The sequence below is a fragment of the Agromyces intestinalis genome, assembly GCF_008365295.1.
Classification (GTDB): domain Bacteria; phylum Actinomycetota; class Actinomycetes; order Actinomycetales; family Microbacteriaceae; genus Agromyces; species Agromyces intestinalis.
The window spans coordinates 1,278,374-1,301,754 of record NZ_CP043505.1 but is presented as its reverse complement, the minus strand read 5'-3'; the positions used below and the strand labels follow the sequence as shown (position 1 = coordinate 1,301,754).

Annotated in this window: 24 protein-coding genes and 1 tRNA gene; 13 read left to right on the top strand and 12 right to left on the bottom strand. The window is 70.5% G+C overall.

Features of this window, described 5'->3' with window-relative positions:
- Positions 1-9: 9 nt before the first annotated feature.
- The 4 genes from FLP10_RS06050 to FLP10_RS06035 form a co-directional block, all read right to left on the bottom strand.
- Positions 10-945 carry a sugar ABC transporter permease gene (locus tag FLP10_RS06050; protein WP_149160056.1) on the bottom strand — a complete coding sequence of 312 codons (936 nt, stop codon included), beginning with the start codon at positions 943-945 and terminating at the stop codon, positions 10-12.
- On the bottom strand, positions 945-2,576 hold the full coding sequence (locus FLP10_RS06045; RefSeq protein WP_149160055.1) for an ABC transporter permease subunit: 1,632 nt from the start codon (positions 2,574-2,576) through the stop codon (positions 945-947). Before FLP10_RS06045 ends, FLP10_RS06050 begins: the two co-directional genes overlap by 1 nt.
- A 94-nt stretch (positions 2,577-2,670) precedes the next feature.
- The gene (locus FLP10_RS06040; protein WP_149160054.1) at positions 2,671-3,888 is read right to left on the bottom strand and encodes a sugar ABC transporter substrate-binding protein; all 1,218 of its coding nucleotides are present in this window, start codon (positions 3,886-3,888) and stop codon (positions 2,671-2,673) included.
- Positions 3,889-4,035: 147 nt separating this feature from the next.
- Positions 4,036-6,081 carry a beta-galactosidase gene (locus FLP10_RS06035; RefSeq protein WP_149160053.1) on the bottom strand — a complete coding sequence of 682 codons (2,046 nt, stop codon included), beginning with the start codon at positions 6,079-6,081 and terminating at the stop codon, positions 4,036-4,038.
- A gap of 165 nt (positions 6,082-6,246) precedes the next feature.
- Here FLP10_RS06035 and FLP10_RS06030 point away from each other — a divergent pair, with 165 nt between their 5' ends.
- From FLP10_RS06030 to rplA, 6 genes are all read left to right on the top strand, one after another.
- The gene (locus tag FLP10_RS06030) at positions 6,247-7,260 is read left to right on the top strand and encodes a LacI family DNA-binding transcriptional regulator (RefSeq protein ID WP_149160052.1); all 1,014 of its coding nucleotides are present in this window, start codon (positions 6,247-6,249) and stop codon (positions 7,258-7,260) included.
- A gap of 166 nt (positions 7,261-7,426) precedes the next feature.
- Positions 7,427-7,499: transfer RNA gene (locus FLP10_RS06025), tRNA-Trp, on the top strand.
- 39 nt (positions 7,500-7,538) lie between these two features.
- On the top strand, positions 7,539-7,814 hold the full coding sequence (gene secE, locus FLP10_RS06020) for a preprotein translocase subunit SecE (protein WP_149160051.1): 276 nt from the start codon (positions 7,539-7,541) through the stop codon (positions 7,812-7,814).
- A 70-nt stretch (positions 7,815-7,884) separates the two neighbouring features.
- Positions 7,885-8,811, top strand: a complete 927-nt coding sequence (nusG, locus tag FLP10_RS06015; RefSeq protein WP_149160050.1) for a transcription termination/antitermination protein NusG — start codon at positions 7,885-7,887, stop codon at positions 8,809-8,811.
- A 132-nt stretch (positions 8,812-8,943) separates the two neighbouring features.
- Entirely contained in the window at positions 8,944-9,372 is a 429-nt protein-coding gene (gene rplK, locus FLP10_RS06010) for a 50S ribosomal protein L11 (protein WP_149160049.1), read from the top strand.
- 76 nt (positions 9,373-9,448) lie between these two features.
- Positions 9,449-10,138: a 50S ribosomal protein L1 gene (gene rplA, locus FLP10_RS06005; protein WP_149160048.1), complete on the top strand. Its 690-nt coding sequence runs from the start codon at positions 9,449-9,451 to the stop codon at positions 10,136-10,138.
- Positions 10,139-10,298: 160 nt separating this feature from the next.
- Here rplA and FLP10_RS06000 read toward each other — a convergent pair whose 3' ends face one another.
- On the bottom strand, positions 10,299-10,568 hold the full coding sequence (locus FLP10_RS06000) for an acylphosphatase (protein ID WP_149160047.1): 270 nt from the start codon (positions 10,566-10,568) through the stop codon (positions 10,299-10,301).
- Positions 10,569-10,602: 34 nt separating this feature from the next.
- Here FLP10_RS06000 and FLP10_RS05995 point away from each other — a divergent pair, with 34 nt between their 5' ends.
- Together FLP10_RS05995 and FLP10_RS05990 are read left to right on the top strand one after the other, a co-directional pair.
- Positions 10,603-10,959 (top strand): iron chaperone, encoded by a 357-nt coding sequence (locus tag FLP10_RS05995; RefSeq protein ID WP_149160046.1) that lies wholly within the window; start codon positions 10,603-10,605, stop codon positions 10,957-10,959.
- Complete coding sequence (locus tag FLP10_RS05990; RefSeq protein ID WP_149160045.1) at positions 10,956-11,687, top strand: DsbA family protein; 732 nt, start codon at positions 10,956-10,958, stop codon at positions 11,685-11,687. The genes FLP10_RS05995 and FLP10_RS05990 overlap by 4 nt, the downstream gene beginning before the upstream one ends.
- 66 nt (positions 11,688-11,753) lie before the next feature.
- On the opposite strand, the gene FLP10_RS05985 is transcribed toward FLP10_RS05990, so the two are convergent.
- Together FLP10_RS05985 and FLP10_RS05980 are read right to left on the bottom strand one after the other, a co-directional pair.
- Positions 11,754-12,056 carry an acylphosphatase gene (locus tag FLP10_RS05985; protein ID WP_246150220.1) on the bottom strand — a complete coding sequence of 101 codons (303 nt, stop codon included), beginning with the start codon at positions 12,054-12,056 and terminating at the stop codon, positions 11,754-11,756.
- Positions 12,053-13,417: an NAD-dependent succinate-semialdehyde dehydrogenase gene (locus tag FLP10_RS05980; RefSeq protein WP_149160044.1), complete on the bottom strand. Its 1,365-nt coding sequence runs from the start codon at positions 13,415-13,417 to the stop codon at positions 12,053-12,055. Before FLP10_RS05980 ends, FLP10_RS05985 begins: the two co-directional genes overlap by 4 nt.
- Before the next feature lie 348 nt (positions 13,418-13,765).
- Between FLP10_RS05980 and FLP10_RS05975 the strand changes: the two genes are divergently transcribed.
- The gene (locus tag FLP10_RS05975; RefSeq protein ID WP_149160043.1) at positions 13,766-15,013 is read left to right on the top strand and encodes an acyl-CoA dehydrogenase family protein; all 1,248 of its coding nucleotides are present in this window, start codon (positions 13,766-13,768) and stop codon (positions 15,011-15,013) included.
- 44 nt (positions 15,014-15,057) lie between these two features.
- Here the strand turns inward: FLP10_RS05975 and FLP10_RS05970 are convergent, their stop codons facing one another.
- Positions 15,058-15,384, bottom strand: coding sequence for a hypothetical protein (locus tag FLP10_RS05970; protein WP_149160042.1), 327 nt, complete (start codon positions 15,382-15,384; stop codon positions 15,058-15,060).
- Positions 15,385-15,565: 181 nt separating this feature from the next.
- On the opposite strand from FLP10_RS05970, the gene FLP10_RS05965 reads away from it, so the two are divergent.
- Positions 15,566-16,288 carry a Pr6Pr family membrane protein gene (locus FLP10_RS05965; protein WP_149160041.1) on the top strand — a complete coding sequence of 241 codons (723 nt, stop codon included), beginning with the start codon at positions 15,566-15,568 and terminating at the stop codon, positions 16,286-16,288.
- Here the strand turns inward: FLP10_RS05965 and FLP10_RS05960 are convergent.
- Complete coding sequence (locus FLP10_RS05960) at positions 16,185-17,705, bottom strand: flavin monoamine oxidase family protein (protein WP_149160040.1); 1,521 nt, start codon at positions 17,703-17,705, stop codon at positions 16,185-16,187. The two genes, FLP10_RS05965 and FLP10_RS05960, sit on opposite strands and share 104 nt — an antisense overlap.
- Positions 17,706-17,846: 141 nt before the next feature.
- Here FLP10_RS05960 and FLP10_RS05955 point away from each other — a divergent pair, with 141 nt between their 5' ends.
- Positions 17,847-18,305, top strand: coding sequence for a VOC family protein (locus FLP10_RS05955; RefSeq protein WP_149160039.1), 459 nt, complete (start codon positions 17,847-17,849; stop codon positions 18,303-18,305).
- 13 nt (positions 18,306-18,318) lie between these two features.
- Entirely contained in the window at positions 18,319-19,050 is a 732-nt protein-coding gene (locus FLP10_RS05950; RefSeq protein WP_246150219.1) for a winged helix-turn-helix transcriptional regulator, read from the top strand.
- A gap of 75 nt (positions 19,051-19,125) precedes the next feature.
- Here the strand turns inward: FLP10_RS05950 and FLP10_RS05945 are convergent, their stop codons facing one another.
- The gene (locus tag FLP10_RS05945; RefSeq protein WP_149160037.1) at positions 19,126-20,574 is read right to left on the bottom strand and encodes an NAD(P)/FAD-dependent oxidoreductase; all 1,449 of its coding nucleotides are present in this window, start codon (positions 20,572-20,574) and stop codon (positions 19,126-19,128) included.
- A 551-nt stretch (positions 20,575-21,125) separates the two neighbouring features.
- Between FLP10_RS05945 and FLP10_RS05940 the strand changes: the two genes are divergently transcribed.
- Positions 21,126-21,575: a hypothetical protein gene (locus FLP10_RS05940; RefSeq protein ID WP_149160036.1), complete on the top strand. Its 450-nt coding sequence runs from the start codon at positions 21,126-21,128 to the stop codon at positions 21,573-21,575.
- Positions 21,576-21,586: 11 nt separating this feature from the next.
- Here FLP10_RS05940 and FLP10_RS17805 read toward each other — a convergent pair whose 3' ends face one another.
- Both FLP10_RS17805 and FLP10_RS05935 read right to left on the bottom strand, forming a co-directional pair.
- Positions 21,587-21,709 carry a hypothetical protein gene (locus FLP10_RS17805; protein ID WP_281286468.1) on the bottom strand — a complete coding sequence of 41 codons (123 nt, stop codon included), beginning with the start codon at positions 21,707-21,709 and terminating at the stop codon, positions 21,587-21,589.
- Between the two features lie 18 nt (positions 21,710-21,727).
- Entirely contained in the window at positions 21,728-23,242 is a 1,515-nt protein-coding gene (locus FLP10_RS05935) for a helix-turn-helix transcriptional regulator (protein WP_149160035.1), read from the bottom strand.
- Positions 23,243-23,381: the final 139 nt, after the last annotated feature.

Genomic DNA, 23,381 nt, shown 5'->3' with positions numbered 1-23,381 from the left:
CTCTCCGACCTATCCCTTGACCGACCCGGCGGTGAGCCCCCCGACGATGTACCGCTGCAGCGCGAGGAACAGCACCAGCACGGGCACCGCCGCGATCACGGCGCCGGCCGCGAACAGTCCCCAGCGACTGGTGAGCTGGTTCGATACCCACTGGTACATGCCGACCGCGAGGGTCCAGTTGTCCTCCGAGACCAGCACGATCTTCGCGAGGATGTAGTCGCCGAAGGCGGTGAGGAAGGCGAGCAGCCCCACCACGGCGAGGATCGGCGTGACGAGCGGGATGATCAGCTTCCAGAAGATCTGCGCGTGCGTGGCGCCGTCGATCTTCGCCGACTCGTCGATCTCCATCGGCACGGTGTTGAAGAACCCGTACATGAGGAACGTGTTCGCCCCGAGGGCGCCGGCGAGGTACACGCAGATGAGCGCGATCTTCGAGTTCAGCCCGAGCGCCGGCACGACCTCGCCGAGCGTGAGCAGCATCAGGAAGATCGCGACGAACGCGAGCGCCTGCGGGAACATCTGGATGATGAGCAACCCCGTGAGGCTCGCCCGTCGACCCGAGAACCGGAACCGCGAGAACGCGTACGCCCCGGCGGCGCCCATCAGCACGGCGCCGACCGCCGCGACGCTGCCCACGATGAGCGTGTTGCCCACCCAGGTCCAGTAGCGGGTCTCCGCGAGGGCCGCGTAGTTCGACAGGTCGAACGCGCTGAACAGCGCGCTCGAGGTCGACAGGGTGCCGCGGGGGTTGAGCGAGGCGGATGCCACGTACAGCAGCGGGAACACGGCGTAGAAGACGATGACCGCGGCGACGGGGTACTTCCACCCGACCTCCGCCCACCAGCGGCGGCGCCGGGCCGGCGTGCGATTCGAGGCATCCGCGCCCCGCGAGGGCGCCGGCGTGGGCGTCGAGGCGGTGCGCGGGGACGATCCGATGGTGGACATCACTGGTACTCCTCGAGCTTGCGGGTCTGTCGGAAGGCGAGTGCCGAGATGGCGCCGATCACGACGAAGACGATGATCGCGAGGGCGCTCGCGAGGCCGTAGTCGGCGGCGCCGCCCGAGACCCCCGAGATGTCGTAGATCGCCGAGATCAGGATGTCGGTCGCGCCGAGCGCGTACGGCGCACCCGGGATCGCGGGGCCGCCGTTGTTGAACATGTAGATGATCGTGAAGTTGTTGAAGTTGAACGCGAACGAGGCGATCGCCAACGGCCCGGTCGACACGAGCAGCAGCGGCAGGATGATCGCCCGGAACCGGCGCCACCGGCCGGCGCCGTCGATCTCGGCGGCCTCGAGGGTGTCGCCGGGCACCGCCTGGAGCGCTCCGGTGCACACCAGGAACCAGTAGGGGTAGGTGAGCCAGATGTTCACCCACAGCACCGCGAACCGGGCCAGCCACGGGTCGCCGAGCCAGTTGATGTCGGCGCCGAAGAAGAACAGGTCGTTCACGACGCCGAACTCGCTGTTGAACATGCCCCGGAACAGCAGCGCCGACATGAACGCCGGGAACGCGTACGGCAGGATGAACAGCGTTCGCAGCACCCGCCGCGCCCGCACCCGCGGGTCGTTGTAGATCAGCGCGAACAGCAGGCCGAGGCCGAAGCTCGCGCCGACCGACACCGCGGCGAACGCGAACGTCCAGAGGCTCACCATCAGCAGCGGCTGCACCAGGTCGGTGTCGGTGAAGAGCTTCACGAAATTGTCGAAGCCGACGTTCACGTACCAGCCGGCCGGCAGCCGGGTGCCGTCGTCGGCCACGAACGACCCGCGGTCGGTGGCGGCGTACACCGTGCCCGTCGCGGTGTCGGTGATGGTCTGCGCGTCGGGATCCCACACGAGCGTCGACAGGTAGACCGCTCCGGTCGTGCCGTCGCGGGTGCGCACCGAGCCGTCGTTCGGGTCGTCCGACACCGGCACCCGCAGCGAGATCGCCTGCTCCTGCAGGGCGGGGTCGCTCAGCAGCTCGGCGCGCGGCACGACCTGCCAGCCGGGCACCTCGGTCGGGGCGCCCGAGCTGCCGAGCTGTGCGCCGTCGACCTCGGCGAGCGGCTCGGTGGCCGTGCCGACCCGCACGTCGCCGTCGTCGTCGACGATCGCGAAGCCGAACTCGCCCAGGCGCTCGACGACCGACAGCGGGTACGTCGGCGAGTCGTCGACGCGCCGCTCGCCCTGGATGAGGGCCGCGTCGACGGCCTGCTCCATCGAGCCGGCGTGCCCGGTGCCGTAGTTGGTGAACGCGATGTACGCGGTGTAGCCGAACACGAACACCTGGAACACGAAGAGGAAGACCAGCCCGGGCAGCAGGTACTTCAGCGGCAGCGCGCGCTTGGTGAAGTAGACGACGTCGGCGATGACGACGAGCGCGGCCGCGATGCCGAGCACGATCCACGACTCGGCGCGGTACGCGGCGAGCACCGTCATCACGCCGAGCGCGTTGATCACGGCCATGATCGCGAGCTTCACGAGGAAGCCCCACCCGGGGCCGCGCCATGCACGGGCGTGCGACTCGCGTGGGCGCGCGCCCGGGTCGGGCACCGGGGCATCCGGTCGCGCCGTGTCCTCCTGGACCGTCATCTGTCTGCTCCTGGGTGCCTCGAGGAAAAAGGGAAATCGGGGTGGGCCGGCCGGCTCGCAGCGGGGGAGGCGCGGAGCCGGCCGGCCGGACGGGTCAACCGTCGAGCGCGGCCGTGAGGTCGGCGATCATGGTGTTCCACGTCGACGCGGGGTCGGCGCCGTTGATGATCTGCGACTGGGCGGCGTTCCAGAAGTCCCAGACCGAGCCCATCTCGGGGATCGAGGGCATCGGCACGCCGTTCTTCGAGGATGCGAGGAAGCCCGCGATGATCGGGTCGCTGGCGACCTCGTCGGCGATGGCGGTCCACGCGGGGATGCGCGGGTCGGCCTCGTACAGCGCGCGCTGGGCGTCCTCGGTGGCCAGGTAGTTCACGAGGAAGTCCTGCGCGAGCAGCGCGTTCTTCGACTGCGACGACAGGTAGAAGCCCTGCACGCCGACGAATGGCGCGGCGGGCTGGCCGCCGGCCGACGGGATCGGGTTCACCGCGACGTTCACGTCGGGGAACGCCGAGATCGCCCACGGACCCTGGATCGTGTACGGCGCCTTGCCGGTGTTGAACAGTTCGTTGTTGATGTCGTAGTCGACGGTCGTCGACAGGATCCCGGTGCCGGCCGCGCCGTTCGCGCCGAGCCACTGCGCGAAGGCCTCGCCGTTCGCGCCGCCCATGCCGACCTCGCTGGTGTACGAGCCCGAGTCGTCCTGCACGAACACGGGTGCACCGAACGAGGTCTGGAAGCCGTACATCGTGTAGGCGTCGCCGGTCTCGCCCGCGGTGTTGATGACGAAGGGCCGCTCGGTGCCTGCGGCGGTGCCCGTGGCGATCATCTCGTCCCACGTCGCCGGTGCCTCGGCGCCGACGAGGTCGACGTTCTGCACGAGCGCGATGGTCTCGAGCGAGTACGGCAGCGCGTAGAGCTGGCCGTCGTACGTCATCGCGTCGAGCGCGACCTGCTCGAACTCGCCGGACTTGTCGCCGAGGTCGATGGTGTCGACCACGCCGGCCGCGACGAGCGCGCCGAGCCAGTCGTGCGCGCCGACCGTGATGTCGGGGCCTTCGCCGGTCGGCACCTGCGCGATGAAGTCGTTGCGCAGGTCCTCGAAGTTCTTCTGCACGATCGTGACGGTCGCGCCGGACTCCTGCTCGAACGCTTTCGCGGCGTCGGTGATCGCCTGCTCGCGCTCGGCGTCGCTCCAGACGATGATCTCGGGGCCGTCGGAGGTGGCGGTCTCCTCGGGGGCAGCGTTGCTGCACCCCGCGAGGGTCAGGGCGGACGCGAGTGCGATCGCGCCGACTGCCATCTGCTTGCGCATGATGTTCCTTCCGGATTCGGGTCGCGGGCGGCTCGGTCGAGATCGCGCCGTTGCGACCGGTGGCGTCGAAGCGGATGCCTCGGACGCGTGGGTTGGGTGGGTGGGTCTGGGGTCGGATGACTCGTCAGGCGGCGTGGCGGCGGCGGCTCAGCGACCACCCCCTTCGCGCTCGACCCGTACGACGGCCACGCCGCCGGCGGGCACCTGGTACGCGCCGTCGACCTCGGTGCCGGTGAGCAGTTCGGTGCCGGTGAGCGGTTCGGCGCCCGACGCCTCGAGCCGCGCCGGCTCGTCGCGGTGGTTGATCGCGACGACGTAGTCGGCCGCGTCGCCGCGGCGGGTGACGACCTCGAGGCCGTCGGGATGCCCCGCCGGCGCGACGCCGGCATCGGCGTACACCTCGTGCATGAGCGTGCGCAGGCCTTCGGCGTCCAGCCGCGTGCCCGCGTACCATCCGACGCCCGCGCCGAACTCGTGGCGGGTGATCGCGGGCAGCCCCGCGCCGGGCCCGTCGAGGTGGGTGGCGATCGTCTCGGCGCCGGCGAGCGAGATCGCCTCGTGCCAGACATCCGCCGTGAGCGGAGCCTGCGCGTCGCCGCGCCAGGCGACCCGGGTCCGAACCCCCTCGCGCAGCGGCAGGAACTCCTCGACGGTGAGGCCGAGCGCGTCGCCCAGCGGTGCGACGTATCCTCCCGCATGCACCGCGTCGTGCTCGTCGACGATCGCAGAGAAGTACGAGACCACGAGCGTGCCGCCCTGCTCGACGTACCGGGTGAGATTGGCCGCGTCGGCCGCGCTCAGCAGGTACTGCGCCGGGGCGACGACCAGCCGGTACTTCGACAGGTCGTGGCCGGGCAGCGTGAAGTCGACCGTGATGCCGTCGCGCCAGAGCCGCTCGTAGTAGGCGCGCACCCGCTCGGCGTAGGAGAGATCCTCCGAGGGGCGCCACTCGAGGTCCTGCGCCCAGAACGACTCGAAGTCCCAGAGCATCGCCACGTTCGCCTCGACGACGCTGCCCTGCAGTTCGTCGAGTCGGTCGAGCTTGGACCCGAGGTCGACCACCTCGCGCCAGATGCGCGACGACGTGCCCGCGTGGGGCAGCATCGCCGAGTGGAACTTCTCGGCGCCCGAGCGCGACGCCCGCCACTGGAAGTACAGGATCGCGTCGGCGCCGCGCGCGAGGTGCGCGAGCGAGTTGCGCGCCATCTCGCCAGGGCGCTTCGCCACGTTGCGGGGCTGCCAGTTCACGGCCGACGTCGAGTGCTCCATGAGCACCCACGGCTTGCCGCCGCCGACCGACCGCGACAGGTCGGCGGCGATCGCGAGCCCGATCTCGCCCTCGGGGTCGGCCGCCCACAGGTAGTGGTCGTCGCTGACGACGTCGACCTCGCGGCCCCACGCCCACAGGTCGGCGACCCACGCCTGGTTGGCCATGAAGTTCGTGGTGATCGGCTGGTCGGCGTGCGCGCGGATGGCGTCGCGCTCGGCGCGGAAGCACTCGCGCAGTTGGTGGTCGGTGAAGCGCGCGAAGTCGAGGCGCTGGGCGGGATTCACGACCGAGGGAGCGACGGTCGGCGCGCCGATGTGCTGCCACGAGGTGTAGTGCTGGCCCCAGAACGCGGTGCCCCAGGCCGTGTTCAGCGCGTCGAGCGAGCCGTACCGCTCACGCAGCCACCCGCGGAACGCGACGACCGACTGCTCGGAGTAGTCCTCGCCGACCGGAACGCCGTACTCGTTGTGCACGTGCCAGAGCACCACCGCGGGGTGGTCGCCGTAGCGCTCGGCGAGCGCCGAGGCGATGCGCACGATCGCCTCGCGGTACGCGGGTGACGAGTGCGAGGCCATGCCGCGGGCGCCGAACCCCATGACGGTGCCGTCGCGGGTGATGACGCGGGCGTCGGGATGCTTCGCGAAGAACCAGGCGGGAGGCGACGCAGTGGGCGTACCGAGATCGACGCGGATGCCGTTGGCGTGCAGCAGGTCGAGCAGTTCGTCGAGCCACGAGAACTCGAACACGCCCTCGTCGGTCTCGATGAGGGCCCACGCGAAGATGCCCACGCTCACGAGGTCGACGCCGGCTTCGTGCATCAGCCGGACGTCCTCGTCCCACGTCTCGCGCGACCACTGCTCGGGGGTGTAGTCGCCGCCGTAGGCGATGCCCCGGATCGCGGGCCAGGTGGGCTGGGAACGCATGACACTCCATCGGGTCGGGATCGACTGTGACCGGTCACAGTCTGTTCCAGTCCGGCGGGCGGATGCGACATCCGACCGGGTCTCGTTATCGAACTGTGACCGGTCACAGGCATGTCGCGCGGACGATCCCGGTGATCCGGCCCCGGCGCGGTAGAGTCCGGGTTCGTGGAGCCCTCGAAGCCGAAGCGCAAGCCGACGATCCGCGACGTCGCCGCGGCAGCCGGCGTGTCGTACGGCACCGTCTCGCGCGTGATCAACGGCGGGCACTGGGTCTCCGACGACGCCCGCAGTGCCGTCGAGGCCGCCATCCGCGCGACCGGGTACACCGTGAGCCACGCCGCGCGCAGCCTCGCCACCGGGCGCAGCGACTCGATCGCCTTCCTGCTCACCGAGCCGCACCACCTGCTGTTCACCGACCCGACGTTCGCACTGCTGCTGCGCGGCGCGGCCGAAGCCCTCGCCCAGCGCTCGATGACGCTCGTGCTGCTCGTGGCCGGAACCCCTGCCGAACGCGCGAACGTCGCGAAGTTCGTGCGGGCCGGGCACGTCGACGGGGTGCTGCTCATCTCGTCCCACGAGGACGACCCGCTCATCGACTCGCTGCTCGACGCCAAAGTGCCGACGGTGTGCTGCGGACTGCCGCTCGGACACGTCGGCATGGTGCCAGCGGTGTCGATCGACGAGGCGGGCTCGGCGCGCACCATGACCCGGCACCTCATCGACCGCGGCCACCGGCGGATCGCGATGATCGCCGGTCCGCAGGACACCCCCGGCGGGCGCTACCGCCTCGAGGGGTATCGCGAGGAGCTCGGCGACGCGTTCGATCCCGCCCTGGTCGAGGCCGGCGACTACGGATTCGAGTCGGGCGCGACCGCGATGTCGGCGCTGCTCGCGCGAGCCCCCGACCTCGACGCGGTATTCGCGGCATCCGACAGCATGGCCGCCGGTGCAATCGCGACCCTGCGCCGGGCCGGCCTGCGCGTGCCCGAGGACGTCGCCGTCGCCGGCTTCGACGACTCGGGCCTGGCCGCCCAGCACGAACCGCCGCTGACCACCATGCGTCAGCCGTGGGACCGCATCAGCGGTGAGATGGTGTCACTGCTCGTCGACCAGATCCACGGCGTGCCCCACGAGGACGTCACCCTGCCGGCGTCGCTCGTGGTTCGCGAAAGCGCCTGACCGGCGCGACGCGGCGGCAACGCGCCCGGTTCGGGCGCGGTTTGGCCGCCGGGCATCCGTCGCCTAGACTTGCTGAGGTTGCCAAGCCGACCAAGCTTCTTCCTGCCCTTCGGGCGGGGCGTGGCGGGTGGGTGAGGCGATCGGATTCAGGGGTGAAACCCCCTGAAGGGCGGTAGTTCAATTGGTAGAGCAGCGGTCTCCAAAACCGCAAGTTGCAGGTTCGAGTCCTGTCCGCCCTGCGAGCCGGCAGTATCGCCGGCCCACGAAAGGGAATACGAGTGGCCCGGAAAGTCATCGACGAACCCAGTGAGGACGTCGTCGCCAACGCCAAGCGCGATCGCGCGGCACGGCGCAACCCGTTCTCGCGGATCGCCCTGTTCATCCGACAGGTCTTCGCCGAGCTGAAGAAGGTCGTCACCCCGACGCGGAAAGAGCTCGTGAGCTTCACCGTCGTGGTGCTCGTGTTCGTCATCATCATGATGGCCATCGTGTGGGGCTTCGACCAGTTGGCGGGCCTGCTGGTGCTGTACGTCTTCGGGCAGCCGGGCGTCTGATCGAGACCTCGGCTCCGAAGCGGAATCCCGGATCGGGTCTCCGATCCGGGCAGAGAGAGGGATCAACGAAGTGACGAAGTACGAGCGCGACGACGTCGACTGGGCGACCGCGGCCGAGCAGTCGTCCGAGGACGACGAGGCCCAAGAGGGCTCGACGCTCGAGCACGACGAGACGTCGGTCGAATCGGCTGAGCACATCGCCGTACACGTCGTCGACGACGAGGGCAACGACATCGACCTCGACGCCGTGCTCGACGCGATGGCCGAGGCCGCCGACCCCGAGGCCGACGCGGTCGTGGACGACGCCCTCGACATCGACTCCGAGGAAGAGGCGCTCGCCGCCGTCGAGGCGACCGAAGACGAGACCGAGGACGCCTTCGACCCGTACGAGGAGTTCCGTGCCGAGCTGCGGTTCCTGCCCGGCAAGTGGTACGTCGTGCACTCGTACGCCGGCTTCGAGCGCCGCGTGAAGGCGAACATCGAGCAGCGCCGCGAGACCATGGCCATGGCCGACTTCATCCACCAGGTCGAGGTGCCGATGGAAGACGTCGTCGAGATCAAGAACGGCCAGCGCAAGATGGTCACGCGCGTGCGCATCCCCGGTTACGTGCTCGTGCGCATGGAACTGAACGAGGAGAGCTGGTCGGTCATCCGCCACACCCCCGGCGTCACCGGCTTCGTGGGCAACGCCCACAACCCGACTCCGCTTCGCTTCGAAGAGGCCTTCAACATGCTGAAGAGCCTGGTCGAGCCGAAGGAGGTCGCTCCGGTCAAGGGCGCGAAGGGCGGCGTCGCCGCAGCTGCTGCGCGCCAGATTCCCGCTGAGGTCGACTTCGAGATCGGCGAGACGATCACCATCAAGGACGGCTCGTTCGCCGGCCTGCCCGGCACGATCAGCGAGATCAAGCCCGAGAGCGGCAAGCTCACCGTGCTCGTCTCGCTGTTCGAGCGCGAGACCCCGGTCGAGCTCTCGTTCGACCAGGTCACGAAGCTCTAAGGAATCCTCCGCTATCATTGACAGGTTGCGCGCCGCGTGCGCGCACCTCCCCATGCCACCGCGACCCGGAACCGCCGGGTCCGCGGGAGAGTGCCCGGGCCACCCGGGCGTTCGAACAGAAAGAGAGAAATCATGGCACCGAAGAAGAAGGTCACTGGTCTGATCAAGCTTCAGATCAACGCCGGCGCCGCCAACCCCGCTCCGCCGATCGGTCCGGCGCTGGGTCAGCACGGCGTGAACATCATGGAGTTCTGCAAGGCCTACAACGCGGCGACGGAGTCGCAGCGCGGCAACGTGATCCCCGTCGAGATCACCGTCTACGAAGACCGCAGCTTCACCTTCGTCCTGAAGACCCCGCCCGCTGCCGAGCTCATCAAGAAGGCCGCCGGCGTCGCCAAGGGCTCGGGCGTCCCGCACACCACCAAGGTCGGCAAGCTGACCCAGGACCAGGTGCGTGCGATCGCCGAGCAGAAGATGGTCGACCTCAACGCGAACGACCTCGACGCCGCCTCGAAGATCATCGCGGGCACCGCCCGTTCGATGGGCATCACGGTCGAATAAGACCGCTTCACCAGAACTCTCATTCGTGGCAGCGCCGGCCAGGCGCGATGACCACACTCTCGCTAGGAGAATCCACATGGCACAGAAGTCCAAGGCCTACCGGGCCGCGGTCGAGAAGATCGAGGCCGGCAAGTACTACACCCCGACCGACGCCGTCGCGCTCGCGAAGCAGACCGGCTCGGGCAAGTTCGACTCGACCGTCGAGGTCGCGCTGAAGCTCGGCGTCGACCCGCGCAAGGCCGACCAGATGGTGCGCGGCACCGTCATCCTCCCGCACGGCACCGGCAAGACCGCCCGGGTCATCGTGTTCGCGACCGGCCCCGCGGCCGAGGCTGCGATCGCGGCGGGCGCCGACGAGGTCGGCGGCGCCGAGCTCATCGAGAAGGTCGCCGGCGGCTACACCGCGTTCGACGCCGCCGTCTCGACCCCCGAGCTCATGGGCCAGGTCGGCCGTCTCGGCAAGGTGCTCGGCCCGCGCGGCCTCATGCCGAACCCGAAGACCGGCACCGTGACCCCCAACCCGGCCAAGGCCGTGGAAGAGATCAAGGGCGGCAAGATCGAGTTCCGCGTCGACAAGCACGCCAACGTGCACTTCGTCGTCGGCAAGGCCTCGTTCTCGCAGGAGCAGCTGGACGACAACCTGAAGGCCGCCCTCGAAGAGGTCGTGCGTCTCAAGCCGTCGAGCGCCAAGGGCCGCTACATCCAGAAGGGCGCCGTGTCGACCACGTTCGGCCCCGGCATCCCGCTGGACGTCAACGCCATCTGACGCACTCTGCGTCCCGAAGGCCCCGCCGTTTCGGCGGGGCCTTCGTCGTCTCTCGGTCGGTGCGGCCCCGCCGCCCCCGCTCCTACAAAGGCCGTGATGTCCTACAAAGCCCGCGGTGTCCGACGAACGGCGCGGTGTCCTACGAACAGCTTGGCTCCGGTCAGGAGAGGACGCGGAAGCCGGGTTCTCCGGTCGGCTCGAGGTCGCTGCTCGTCATCGAGCTGACGGATGCCCCGGGCGGCCCCTCGTCGAACCACGCGAGCATGCGGTCGATCGCGGCGGGTTCGCCTTCGAGTTCGGCTTCGACCGCGCCATCCGACCGATTCCGCACCCACCCGGTGACGCCGTGCCGCTGCGCCTCGACCCGAGCGCTGAAACGGAACCCCACGCCCTGCACCATTCCGTGCACGACGACGTGGACTCGCACCATGCAGCGAGGATAGCCCCGCGGGTACTATGCCGCCATGGGGGACGTGTCCGACTACCTGAACGAGCTCGACGGCGCCGATCGGGCGCTGATCGGGGCCATCCTGACGAGGGCCGCCGAACTGGTGCCCGAGGCATCCGAAGGGCGCAGCTACGGCATGCCCGCGTTGCGCTACCGCGACTCGCCGCTCCTCAGCGTGATGAGTACGAAGGACCACATCGGGCTGTATCCCTTCAGCCCCGGAGTGATCGACGCGTTCGCCGGCGAGCTCGACGGCTACTCGCGATCGAAAGGCACGATCCGCTTCACCGCCGAGCACCCGCTGCCCTCGTCGTTGGTCGAACGCATCGTGCTCGCGCGCCGTGACGAGATCGACGCGGCGAAGGCGCGATGAGCCGGGGCCGCACGCGCGCACTCGGGTCGCTGGTCGCGATCGCCACGGCGGTCGTGTTCGCGCTGTCGGGATGCGCGTCGGCGTCGGACGGTTCATCGGGCGATGTCGGGTCGACCGCCGGCCAGGTCGCGACCGAGGCTCCCGAGGGGGTCGTCGACGATGCCTTCCAGACGGGCGATGGCCAGATCGTGGTCGACCTGTTCACCGATGCATCGTGCCCGCACTGCCGCGATTTCGACGCGACCGCGGGCGACGAACTGCGGGCGCGAGCCGAGGCGGGCGAGATCACCCTGCGCATCCATCCCGTCAACTTCGTCAGCGCGAGGCGCGGGGACGACACCGACTTCTCGACCCGGGTCATGAACCTGCTCGCGGTCGCGTCGGATCACGGGCAGGGCGACGTGGTTCCGGCGGTGTACTCGGCAGCGATCGCCGAGCAGGCGCCGACCCTGGACGACCCGATGCCCGACGACGTTCGACTCATCGAACTCGCCGGGAGCGCGGGCCTGCAGGTCGACGACGGCATGCGCGACGAGATCACCGGCGGCACGTGGAACGCGTGGGTGCAGGACGTCAACGACCGCACCGTGGGCCAGCCGATCGGCGACACCGGCGAGGTGCTCACGGGGGTTCCGACCCTGCTCGTCGACGGCGTTCGCTTCGCCATCACCGAGGACGGCACCGACCTCGCGCGGCTGCAGCAGACGCTCGACGACGCGGTCGGCTGAGCGGGTCGGGCTCGAACCACACGGATGGGCTGGATGCCTCGGGCCGCGTCGGCCCGAGGCATCCGCTCATCGCACGATCTGGAACTCGCGTTCACCGGTCGTGGCTACCTCGTCGACCTCGATGCGGGTGACCTGGGCGCCGGGCGGTCCGGCCTCCAGCCGGCGCAGCATGGTCGCGACGGATGCCTCGGAGCCCTCGATCTCGGCGGCGACGCTGCCGTCGGGCAGGTTCCGCACCCAGCCGGAGATGCCGAGTCGGCGTGCGTGCTTGCGTGCGAGGTAGCGGTACCCGACGCCCTGCACCCGCCCGTGCACGACAACACGTCGACGCACGGGCGGGGCGGGGTCGGTCTCGCGGGGCGCGCTCACCCGATGCGGATGAGCTTCTTGTTCACGAACTCGTCGGCGCCGAGCCGGCCCATCTCACGGCCGGTGCCGCTGCGCTTCACGCCGCCGAACGGCAGCTCGGCGCCGTCGGCGAGTACGACGTTCACGAACACCATGCCGGCGTCGATGCGGTCGGCTACGCGCTGCGCCTGCTCGGGGTCGGTGGTGTAGAGGTACGACCCGAGCCCGAACGGGGTGTCGTTCGCGATGCGGATCGCGTCGGCCTCGTCGGTCGCGCGATACACCTGCGCCACCGGCCCGAAGAACTCCTCCTTCGATGCGGGGTTCTCGGGCGTGACATCCGTCAGCACTGTCGTCTCGAAGAAGGCGCCGTTGCGCGAGCCGCCGTGCACCAGGGTGGCGCCGTGCTCGACCGCGCGCTTGACCTGCTCGTCGAGGTTCTCGGCGGCCTTCAGCGACGACAGCGGCCCGAGCGCGGTGTCGGCCGAGGTGGGGTCGCCCGCTTCGACCTCGGCGAGCTTCGCCGTGAACTTCTCGAGGAACGGCGTGTACAGCTCGTCGATCACGATGAACCGCTTGGCCGCGTTGCACGACTGGCCGCTGTTGTCGAGGCGAGCATCGACGGCATTCTGCACCGCCTCGTCGAGGTCGTTCGTCGACAGCAGGATGAACGGGTCACTGCCGCCGAGCTCGAGCACGACCTTCTTGAGGTGCTTGCCCGCGATCTGCGCGACCGCGGCGCCCGCGCGCTCGGAGCCGGTCAGCGACACGCCCTGCACGCGCGGGTCGGCGATGACCTGCTCGATCTGGTCGTGCGACGCGAAGACGTTGACGTAGGCGCCGGCCGGGAAGCCCGCGTCGTGGAAGATGTCGGCGATCGCGGCGGCCGACTCGGGGCACTGCTCGGCGTGCTTCAGCAGGATCGTGTTGCCGATCACGAGGTTCGGGCCGGCGAACCGCGCGACCTGGTAGTACGGGAAGTTCCACGGCATGATGCCGAGCAGCACACCGAGCGGCGAGCGGCGCACCACCGCGGTGCCCTCGCCCGCGAGCAGCTCGATCGGCTCGTCCTTCGTGAAGTCGGCGGCGTGATCGGCGTAGTACTCGTAGATCGCGCCGGCGAAGTCGACCTCGCCGAGCGCCTGCTCGATCGGCTTGCCCATCTCGCGCACGATGATCTCGGCGAGCTGCTCACGTCGCTCGACGTGCAGTTCGCCGACGCGGCGGATCAGCGCGGCGCGATCGTCGACCGTCGTCGTCGGCACCCACTCGCGGTAGGCGGCGGAGGCGGCGGCGATCGCGTCGGCCAACTCGGCGTCGGTGATCGTCGGGTAGGTCTTGATCGTCTCTCCGGTAGCCGGATTGACCACGGCGTAGCTCATGGTGCTCCTTCTCAGACGGTGCACGACCAGGGCCGGGAACGGCGTCGATGCACACTCGGGGCCACCAGCCTATGCCGACGCGCCCGCTGCGGGAACTCGCCGGCACGGCGCATCCGAGTCATCCATTCGACGCGCGGTACACCCGGTCGCACCCTGCCCGCCGGTATCGTGGCGAACGCCGGCCGAGGAGGACGCGATGACGGGTCGCAGGGTGCTCGGCGACGTGCGCGTCGCCGACTGCTCGCGCGTGCTCGCCGGGTATCCCGCTCGCGCCGCGCGAAGCCGCGTCGCGTCGCGTTCTTCGCCCACTCGATGTGCGGGCGCCGCCGCCCACCGGAAGGACCGACCATGACCGCTGCCGCTCGCATCGACGAACTCATCGCCATCGACGCGCTCCTGACCGACGAGGAGCGCACCTGGCGCGATCGGGCCCGCGGGTTCGTACGCGAGCACGTGCTGCCCACGATCGCCGACGACTACGAGCAGGCGCGGTTCCGCGTCGAGCTCGCGCACGAACTCGGCGACGGCGGATTCCTCGGCATGCACCTGAGCGGGTTCGGCTGCGCCGGGGCGGGCGCCGTCGCCTACGGGCTGGTGTGCCACGAGCTCGAGTTCGGCGACTCGGGCGTGCGCACGTTCGCGTCGGTGCAGGGATCGCTCGCGATGAGCGCGATCCGCAAGCACGGCTCCGACGAGCAGCGCTGGAAGTGGCTGCCCGGCATGGCCGCGGGCGAGACGATCGGATGCTTCGCCCTCACCGAACCGCAGGGCGGCAGCGATCCCGCGGCGATGACCACCACGGCACGGCGCGAGGGCGACGGCTGGGTGCTCGACGGGCGCAAGCGCTGGATCGGGCTCGCCTCGGTCGCGGACGTCGCGATCGTGTGGGCGAAGGTGGTCGACGGGTCGGATGCCTCTGAGCCCGGCTCGTCCGCCGCGGCCGCCGCGCCGCCAGCCGCCGCCGCGGCCGCCGCGGGCGGGAGCGCGGTGCGCGGGTTCATCGTGCCGACCTCGACTCCGGGCTTCACGGCGACCCCCATCGCGGGCAAGCTCTCGATGCGCGCGTCGGTGCAGTGCGATGTCGTGCTCGACGGGGTGCGGGTGGCTGCGGACGCGCTGCTGCCCGGGGCATCCGGGTTGTCCGGTCCGTTCTCGTGCCTGAACGAGGCACGCTATGGCATCGTGTGGGGCGCGCTCGGCGCCGCCCGCGCCTGCCTCGAGGCGGCGCTCGACCGCTCGGTGTCGCGCGAGGTGTTCGGCCGGCCGATCGGCGGATACCAGCTCACGCAGGCCAAGGTCGCCGACCTCGTCGTCGAGTACCAGAAGGGCATGCTGCTCGCGCTGCACCTCGGGCGCCTGAAGGAGGCCGGCCGGTTGGCGCCCGCGCAGATCTCGACGGGCAAGTTGAACAGCGTGCGCGAGGCGCTGCGGATCGCGCACGAGTGCCGCACGATCCTCGGCGGCGACGGCATCACCGCGGAGTTCCCCGTGATGCGGCACGCGGCCAACCTCGAGTCGGTGCGCACCTACGAGGGCACCGACGAGATCCACCAGCTCGTGATCGGCCGGGCCCTGACCGGTCTGAACGCGTTCTGACGCAGGTCGGGCCCGGCCGGCTCACCGAGGCCGCGCCCGCGGGCTCAGTTGACGCCGGGGATCACCAGCCAGCGGTTGACGAGCACGAGGTAGACGACCACGAGCACGAGGGCGGCGACGGTGATGCCGAGGCCCTGCCGGCCGCGCAGCACGAGCCCGACGACGAGCACGACGAGCAGCACGACGGCGAGCACGACCGACCCCAGCGGAATGCCGGCGAAGAACAGCGAGAGCAGGAACAACGCGGCGACGACGAGCTCGATGATGCCGAGGACCGAGCTGCCGCGGCCGCGCAGTCGCAGGATGCCGTCGATGAGGCCGAGGATGCCGCCCGCGAGGGCGATGACGAGGAGCCAGCTGAGGGTGATCATGGTGTCTCCGGTTCGGGAGCGCTCCTTGGGGGAGCGGTGAGCGCGGGGATCCGCGCGTCGTCGGGGGTGACGACTCCGCCACGGTAGCGAGGCCGTCTCGGGGGCCGCGAGGGGTTGCGCCCGCTCGCCGGATGCCGGTATGCCGCCGACGGCATGCGACCCGGCCGCGTACCGTTGAGTCATGTCCCCGCGCACGGCGCGCCGGCTCCTCGGCGGAACCCGACTCGCCGTCGCGGCCGTCGAGATCGTCGCGCTGGTGGGCAACTTCGAGTACGTGCTCGGGTTCCGCCTGTTCGCAACGGCCAACTTCTTCAGCTACTTCACCGTGCAATCGGCATTCGCCGCGGTCGTGGTGCTGATCGTGGCCGGGTGGTTTGCGCTCACCGCCCCGAAGGATCCGCCGTGGCTCGGGGTGGTGCGCACGTGCGTGACGGTCTACGTCATCGTGTCGGGCATCGTGTTCGGGGTGATCGTCGCCCAGGCGTCGTCGTACTCGTACCGAGTCGACGTGCCGTGGTCGGACACGCTGCTGCACTTCGTGGTGCCCGCGCTCATCGGCCTGACGTGGACCGTCGACAGCATCCTCGCGGTGAACCCGCCCGTGCCCTGGACGACCGTCGGGTGGGTGCTGCTGTTCCCGTCGGCGTGGTTGGTGTTCGCACTCTGGCGCGGGGCCGACGTCGGCTGGTACCCCTACTTCTTCCTCGACGAGACGCAGGTGGGCGGCTGGTCGGGCGTCGTGTTCTGGTGCGTGGTGTGCCTGGTGATCTTCGTCACGGTGACCGCGGCCCTCGTGGCGGTCAATCGGTGGCTGTGGCGAAGGGCGCGAGCGCGGCGAGCACCTCGTCTTGGAACTCGTCGTCGTCGAGCGACTCCAGTCGCGTCGCCTGCGCCGCGGCGATGACCCCGACGATGACGGGCTCGCCGGTGGGACGGCCGATGTCGATCCAGGCTGCGACGGTGGGGCTCGTGCCGACGACGGTGAGCACGTCGGGCGTCGCGGCGGGCGCGTCGGCGTCGGGCATCGACGCCGACGCATCGCCGCTCGGCGCGTCGGTGCGCCAGAACGCCTCCTCGAACCGCAGCCACACGGTGTCGAGCACGCCCATGCCGAGCAGCGAGATGGCGCGCTGGTGGGTGAGCGGCAAGCGCGGCTCGAAGCGGATCGTCGAGGTCTTCAGCACCCCGAGCGGCGCGGTGACGATCACCCGGTCGGCGGTGATCGACTCGCCTGTGCCGAGCCGCAGGCTCACCCGATCGTCGGAGTACGCGATGTGGGTGACGGTGCTCGACACCGCGATGTCGACCTCGGCGGTGAGGGCGTCGATCACGTCGCCGAGCCGGCCCTGCACCACGCGCAGGGTGCGTCTCAGTCGGTCGCGGTCGATGCTCACGGCCGAGACCCTGGACGTGGGCGCGCCCGTGGCGACTTCGACGCCGCTCGAGATCGCATGGGCGAGCCAGTCGGTCGCACGCACGCCGTGCGCGTCGGGCGTGCTCGAGAGCGCGGCGGCTGCACCAGATCCGACGAGCGCGGTCGCGATCGAGACATCCTGCGGCTGGGTGAGGGCCCAGTCGTGCGCCTCGGCGATCGCCTCGACCCCGGCGGGGTCGATCGGCACCCAGTCGCGGTCGGTCGCGAGCGCCGTGGCCGGCACATCGATCAGGAGCGTGTCGACGGATGCCTCGTCGAGGAGTTCGGCGACCGCGTCGGCGTCCTCGCCGACGAGGAGGGCGCCGAGCTGCGCGGATCCGCCGAAGTCGTCGTCGTCGACCGAGTCGACGCGCCCGCCCGCCCGGTCGCGCGCTTCGACGACGACGACCCGCAGGCCGCGGCGCACCAGCGCATTCGCCGCGGTGAGGCCCGCGAGTCCGGCACCGACGACGACTACGCGTTCGTCGTCTCCCGCACGCACGGCGACCGCTGCGGCAGCGGCCTCACCCGAGGCGATCGCGCCCTGCATGGTGCCGGGCGCGTCGGTCGAGCAGGCCTCGCCGGCGAACCAGACGCGATCGCGCACCGGGCGTGACAGCGCGACCCGGAGTTGTTCGGTGCTGCCGACGTCGTCGTAGCTGAATGCGCCGAGGGCGTACGGGTCGGCGCCCCAGCGCGACCGCCGCATGGCCGTGAGGCGGGGCAGGCCGTCAGGCCCGGGGCGCGGGGTGAAGGTCGGCGAGGGCGACGGCGACGGGCTCGGTGAGCCGGTGGGTGAGGGCTCGGGCGTGCAGCTCGCCAGCACGACCGTCGTGACGCCGGCGAGTGCCGCCGCGAGGAAGGTGCGACGCGGCATCCCCTCGCGCGGTCGCCCCCTGGAGTCCATGGATTCAGGCTAGCCGCGCTTCGCGCGCGGCGGCGGCTCGTGGCATCCAGTCGCTTACTTGCTATTGACAAGTGAACTTGCAAAGAGCAAGCTGAAGCTCGAACCCGACATCGCACCGTACACGATTCACCGGAGGACACCATGACCCTGAGCATCTTCGTCAACATCCCGACGACCGACCTCGAGCGCTCGAAGGCCTTCTACGAGGCGCTCGGCTTCACCATCAACCCGCTCTTCACCGACGACAACGCCGCGTGCGTCGTGCTGAGCGACACGATCTACTTCATGGTCGTGACCCGCGACTACCTGCAGACGTTCACCGACAAGCCGATCATCGATCCGAAGACCAGCGCGCAGACGCAGATCTCGCTCACGCGCGACTCGCGCGAAGCGGTCGACGAGATCGTGGCGAAGGCCGTCGCGGCCGGCGGCACCGAGCCCCGCGAGGCGCAGGACTACGGCTTCATGTATTCGCGCGACCTCGAGGACCCCGACGGCAACCTCATCGGCTTCCTCTACATGGACCAGGCCGCCGTCGAGCAGGGGCCTGATGCGTACCTCGCCCAGCAGGGCGCAGGCGCGCCGCAGGCGTCGGCCTGAGCCGGGCCACCGCGTGGGCACGCGCGTCGCGCGCGGCTTCGGCCAGTACAGCGGCGTGGCCAGGGCCGTCGAGCGGGTCGGGGAGCGGTGGGCACTGCTCATCGTCCGCGACCTGCTCGCCGGCGCGCGCCGGTACAGCGATCTCAAGGCATCGCTGCCGCGCATCCCGACGAACATCCTGAGCGACCGGCTCAAAGAGCTGCAAGAGGCGGGCGTCGTCCGGCGCGTGCCGACGGTGCGCGGCGGGTACGAGCTCACCGACGCCGGGCGCGCGCTCGAACCCGTCGTGCTCGCGCTCGAGCGGTGGGGATGGCACGTGCTGGGCGAACCCGCCGAAGGCGAGGTCGTCTCGGCGGACGCGCTCGCGGTCTCACTGCACGCGGCGTTCCGCCCCGAGGTCGCCTCGGCGCTGCCACCGACCGAGTACGTGTTGCACGTCGGCGGCGCCAGCCTGTCGGCGGTCGTCGCGGGCGCGGTGCTCGACGTAGTGCCGATCGGCCCGGGCGCACTGCCGCAGCCGCGGCGGCGCACCGCCGTGGCGGCCCCCGAAGACGTGGTCGAACTCGCGGTGGCGCCGGCCGGATTCCGCGACCTGCTCGCGGGCGCATCGGTCGGGCCCGAGGATTCGCCGACGGTGCTGGCCGGGCCACCCGCGCTCGTCGCGCGGTTCGGCGTGACGTTCTGCATCGAGCCGGCCGCACCCGGTGACTCGGGCGAGGCGGCAGGCGAGGCATCCGTGGCGTAGTGGTGCCGCGCGTGCGCCGCCGCGCGTGTGCTGCACGACGGGCGCGCACGACGCGACCTGCGCGCCGCTTGCGTCCTACGAATCGAACCCCAGCCCGAGCGCGTCGAGCGTGCGCAGCAGCGCACCGCGGCGCCCGACCGCATGGTCGGCCCGGTCGAGCGCGCGTCGCACCGTGTCGATGGCGACGCCGGCGGCCGGCTCGGGCGGGAACGGCATGGGCCGCTCGCGAACCATCCGCAGCGACGTGCGCTCGTTCTCGCGACCCTCGAGCAGGTCGAGCATCACCTCGGCCGCGAACCGCGTCGCACCCACACCGAGGCCGGTGAACCCGGCCGCGTAGGCGACGCGACCCTCGCGCGCCGTGCCGTAGAACGCGCAGAACCGCGTGCAGGTGTCGATCGCGCCCGCCCAGCGGTGCGTGAACCGCACCCCCTCGAGTTGCGGGAACATCGTGAGGAAGTGGCTCGCCAACCGCTCGAAGCTCTCGGGGCGGTCTTCGTACTCGGGGCGGATCAAGCCGCCACGGTGGTACACGGCGTCGTAACCGCCGAACAGGATGCGGTCGCCGCTCCGCCGCAGATAGTGGAACTGGTTCGCCAGGTCGCTCACGCCCTGCCGGCCGTGCCAGCCGATCTCGGCGAGCTGCGCCGCGCTCAGCGGCTCGGTCATCAGCGCGTAGTCGTACACCGGAACGGTCATCAGGCGGTTGCGGCGCAGCAGCGACGGGAAGACGTTCGTCGCGAGGACCGCTCGCTTGGCGAGCAGCCGTCCGTCGTCGGTGACGAGCTCGACCGCGCCGGTGGATCCGGGCGTCTCGACCCTGCGCACCGCGGCGTGCTCGAAGACCTCGACGCCCGCTTCCTCGGCCGCGCGCGCCAACTCGGCGGCGAGCTTCGCCGGGTGCACCAGCGCGCTGGTGCGGCGTTCCCACACGGCACCCAGCACGATCGGCGACGCGAACGCCTCGCGCGCGGCGTGCTCGTCGAGGAGGGTCACCTCGTCGGCTTCGCCGCGGGCGGATGCCTCGGCCGCCCACTCGTGCAGCCACTCGACCTGGTGCGGTTCGACGGCCACCCCGAGGGTGCCGGTGCGCTGCCAGTCGGCGTCGACGCCCCACGCGTCGAGGTCCGCCTCGAACGCGTCGAGGTTCTCACGACCGAGCCGCTCGAGCAGGTCGATCTCGTCGGGCCAGCGGCTCGCGCCGTTCTCACGGCCGTGCGTGAGGGATGCCTCGCAGAACCCGCCGTTGCGGCCCGACGCCGCCCAGCCGATCGACTTCGCCTCGAGCACGACGACCCGGGCGTCGGGCTCGCGGCGCTTCGCGAGCAGCGCCGTCCACAGGCCCGTGTACCCGCCGCCGACCACCGCGAGCTCGGCGACGCTGCGGCCCGTGAGCCTCGGGCGGCCGCCGACCGCACCGGCGGGCAGATCATCGAGCCAGAACACCGACTGGCGGGAGTCGGCGAGCGCGTGGGTGATGACGGATGCCGGCGGCCGGCGCCGTTCGTAGACGGTGGTTGCCATGGGCACTCGCATCCAGTCGGTCGTCGTGGTGCCATCCTCTCGCACCTCGCCCCAGCCCGCCACGAGCCCCGCTCCTGGTAGGCGATTCAGGTCGGGAGGCGTGTCGTGCCGGCGACACGCCGGGCCCGCACCCGACACGCCGTGCGCGAACCTGAATTGCGTACAGGGGTGGGGGTAGGGAGCGATGGGCACTGCTCATCCTCCGCGACCTGCTCGCCGGCGCGCGTCGGTACAGCGACCTCAAGGCCCGCCGGAGGCGATCCTCGAGCTCATGCTCGATCCAGAACGATTCGGCGACCTGCTCGCGGGCACGGCCGACCCGTCGGCGGTGTCGATCCTCGCCGGGCGCCGAGAGTTCCTCATGAGGTTCACGCGCACGTTCCGCATCGATCCCGTCGTGCCCGACCGGTCGAGCGAAGCGGCGGGCGCCGAGGCATCCGTCGCGGAGGGTTCCCCTTCGCGCGCAGCCTTGGCAGAATCCGAAGCGTACTTTCGATTCCCGACGGGTGAGGAGCCAGAGGATGAGGATGAGGCATGCAGGGTATGCGGCGGTGAGTGCCGGAGCGCTCGTGGCGGGTCTGCTGATCGGGGCGGCGCCCGCGCACGCCTCGGGAAGCGGGTGCGACAGCGCCGACCGCCCGCCCTCGGCCAACACCTGGTACGACCAGAGCAACAACTACCGGGGCACTCGTTCGTCCTATCGCTACAACACCTACCACCTCTCGACCGTCGTCTACGAGACGTTCGGCCCGAACTACTACCAGGCAGAGGTGTGGTTCGAGGGCGGCATGCAGCCGCCGCAGCGCGTCGACTGTCAACGTAAGCCCGACACGCCGAAGCCGACGCAGCCGAACCCCCAGCCGATGAACGTCGGCGGAGTCGCAGGGGGCGGCGTGTTCCTGCCGACCGGTGGAATGACGATCTGGATGTCGAATCCGGTCATCCGCACGGGGACAGTCAACGTGGGCCAGCCGACGCCGGTAGACACCCTCGTGGAGTAGCGGCCCGGCGCCTACCGAGGCGCGATGTACACCGTGCGGAGCGTCTCGCGCACGGTCCACGCGGTACCCGCGTCGAGCGCGAGCGACGAGGCATCCGTCACCGCCCCGGCTCTGAGTCGCGCAGTGCCGTTCACGAATCGGTCCGTCCCGATTCACCCGCGCGGGGCGTGCGCCTCGAGGAACTGGAACACCTCGGTCTGGTCGACGCCGGGAAACGTGCCCGTCGGCAGCGCCGCGAGCAACGAGGTGGGTGTGCGCGCGGCCGGCCACGAGGCATCCGCCCACTTCTCGGCCAGGCCCGCCGGGGCCTGGCAGCACGCCGGGTCGGGGCAGCGCGACACCGCACGATGCGGTGTCTCACGCCCGCGGAACCACTTCACGTGCTCGAACGGCACGCCGACCGAGACCGAGTACTCGCCCTCCTTCGCCTTCTCGATGCGCGACGTGCACCAGAACGTGCCGGCGGGCGTGTCGGTGTACTGGTACCAGGGGCTGAACCGGTCTTCGACGTCGAACACCGTGCGCGCCGTCCAGTTGCGGCACATCGTGGTGCCCTCGATCGCGCCGAGCGCGTCGGACGGGAAGCGCACCTTGTCGTTCTCGTACGCCTTGATGATCGTGCCCGACTCGTGCACCTTCGTGAAGTGCACGGGGATGCCGAGCCGAGCCGTCGCGAGATTCGTGAACCGGTGCGCCGCGGTCTCGTACGACACGGCGAACGCGTCGCGCAAGTCCTCCATCGAGATGCGGCGCAGGTTCTTCGCCTCGGTGAGGAACCGCACCGCGTCGGCCTCGGGCAGCAGGATCGCCGCGGTGAGGTAGTTCGTCTCGATGCGCTGGCGCAGGAACTCGCCGTAGCTGGCGGGTTCGGCGTGGCCGAGCAGGTGCGACGAGATCGCCTGGAGGATCGGCGAGCGCGAGTCGCGAGAGGGCGACAACTGGGTCGGCAGGTAGATGCGCCCGTGCCGCTTGTCGGTCACCGACCGGGTCGAGTGCGGCAGATCGCCGACGTAGTGCAGCGAGAATCCGAGGTGCGAGGCCATGTCGGCGACGAGCTGGTTCGAGAGCGGGCCGCCGGTGTGCCCGACGGCTTCGAGGAGCTGGGATGCCTCGCGCTCGAGCTCGGGGTAGAAATTGTCGCGGGCGCGCATCTCGGCGCGCAGCTGTGCGTTGGCGCGTCGCGCCTCCTCAGGGGTTGCTGCGCGTTCGCGGTGCAGGCGGGTGATCTCGTCGTGCAGCGACAGGATCGTCTGCAGCGTCGCATCGCTCATCGACTTCGCGACCCGGAACGGCTCGAGCCCGAGGGTGTCGAACACCGGACCGCGCATGGCGCGTTCGACGGCGATCTCGAGCGCCGCGCGTTCGGACGGGGCATCGGGCTGCAGCAGTTCGTCGGCGGTCGTGCCGAGCGCGAGCGCGATGGTGCGCAGCATCGACAGCCGCGGCTCGCGCTTGCCGTTCTCGATCGCGCTGACCTGCGACGGTGCCCGATCGATGGCGGCGGCCAGTTCGCCGAGCGTCATGCTTCGGGCGAGGCGGCGGTCGCGGATGCGTCGGCCGAGTGTCAGCGCGTCGACCTCGGTCTCGTCGGGCTCGGGTGCCGGGTCGGCGAGCGCCGCCGCGAGCGAGCCGTGGCGGGCTGGGGTGAGGCGATCGGCGGTGACCATGCCTCATGGTCACACGCGGAGTACCGCACTGCAAACAGAACAATCAGGGAAGTTCACACGGATGCTGCGCTCTGCGCCGAACAGGAGGGCGCTCGCGTGGCATCCGACTGTGAAGAATCGTCTGGATTCTGAGCGCCGT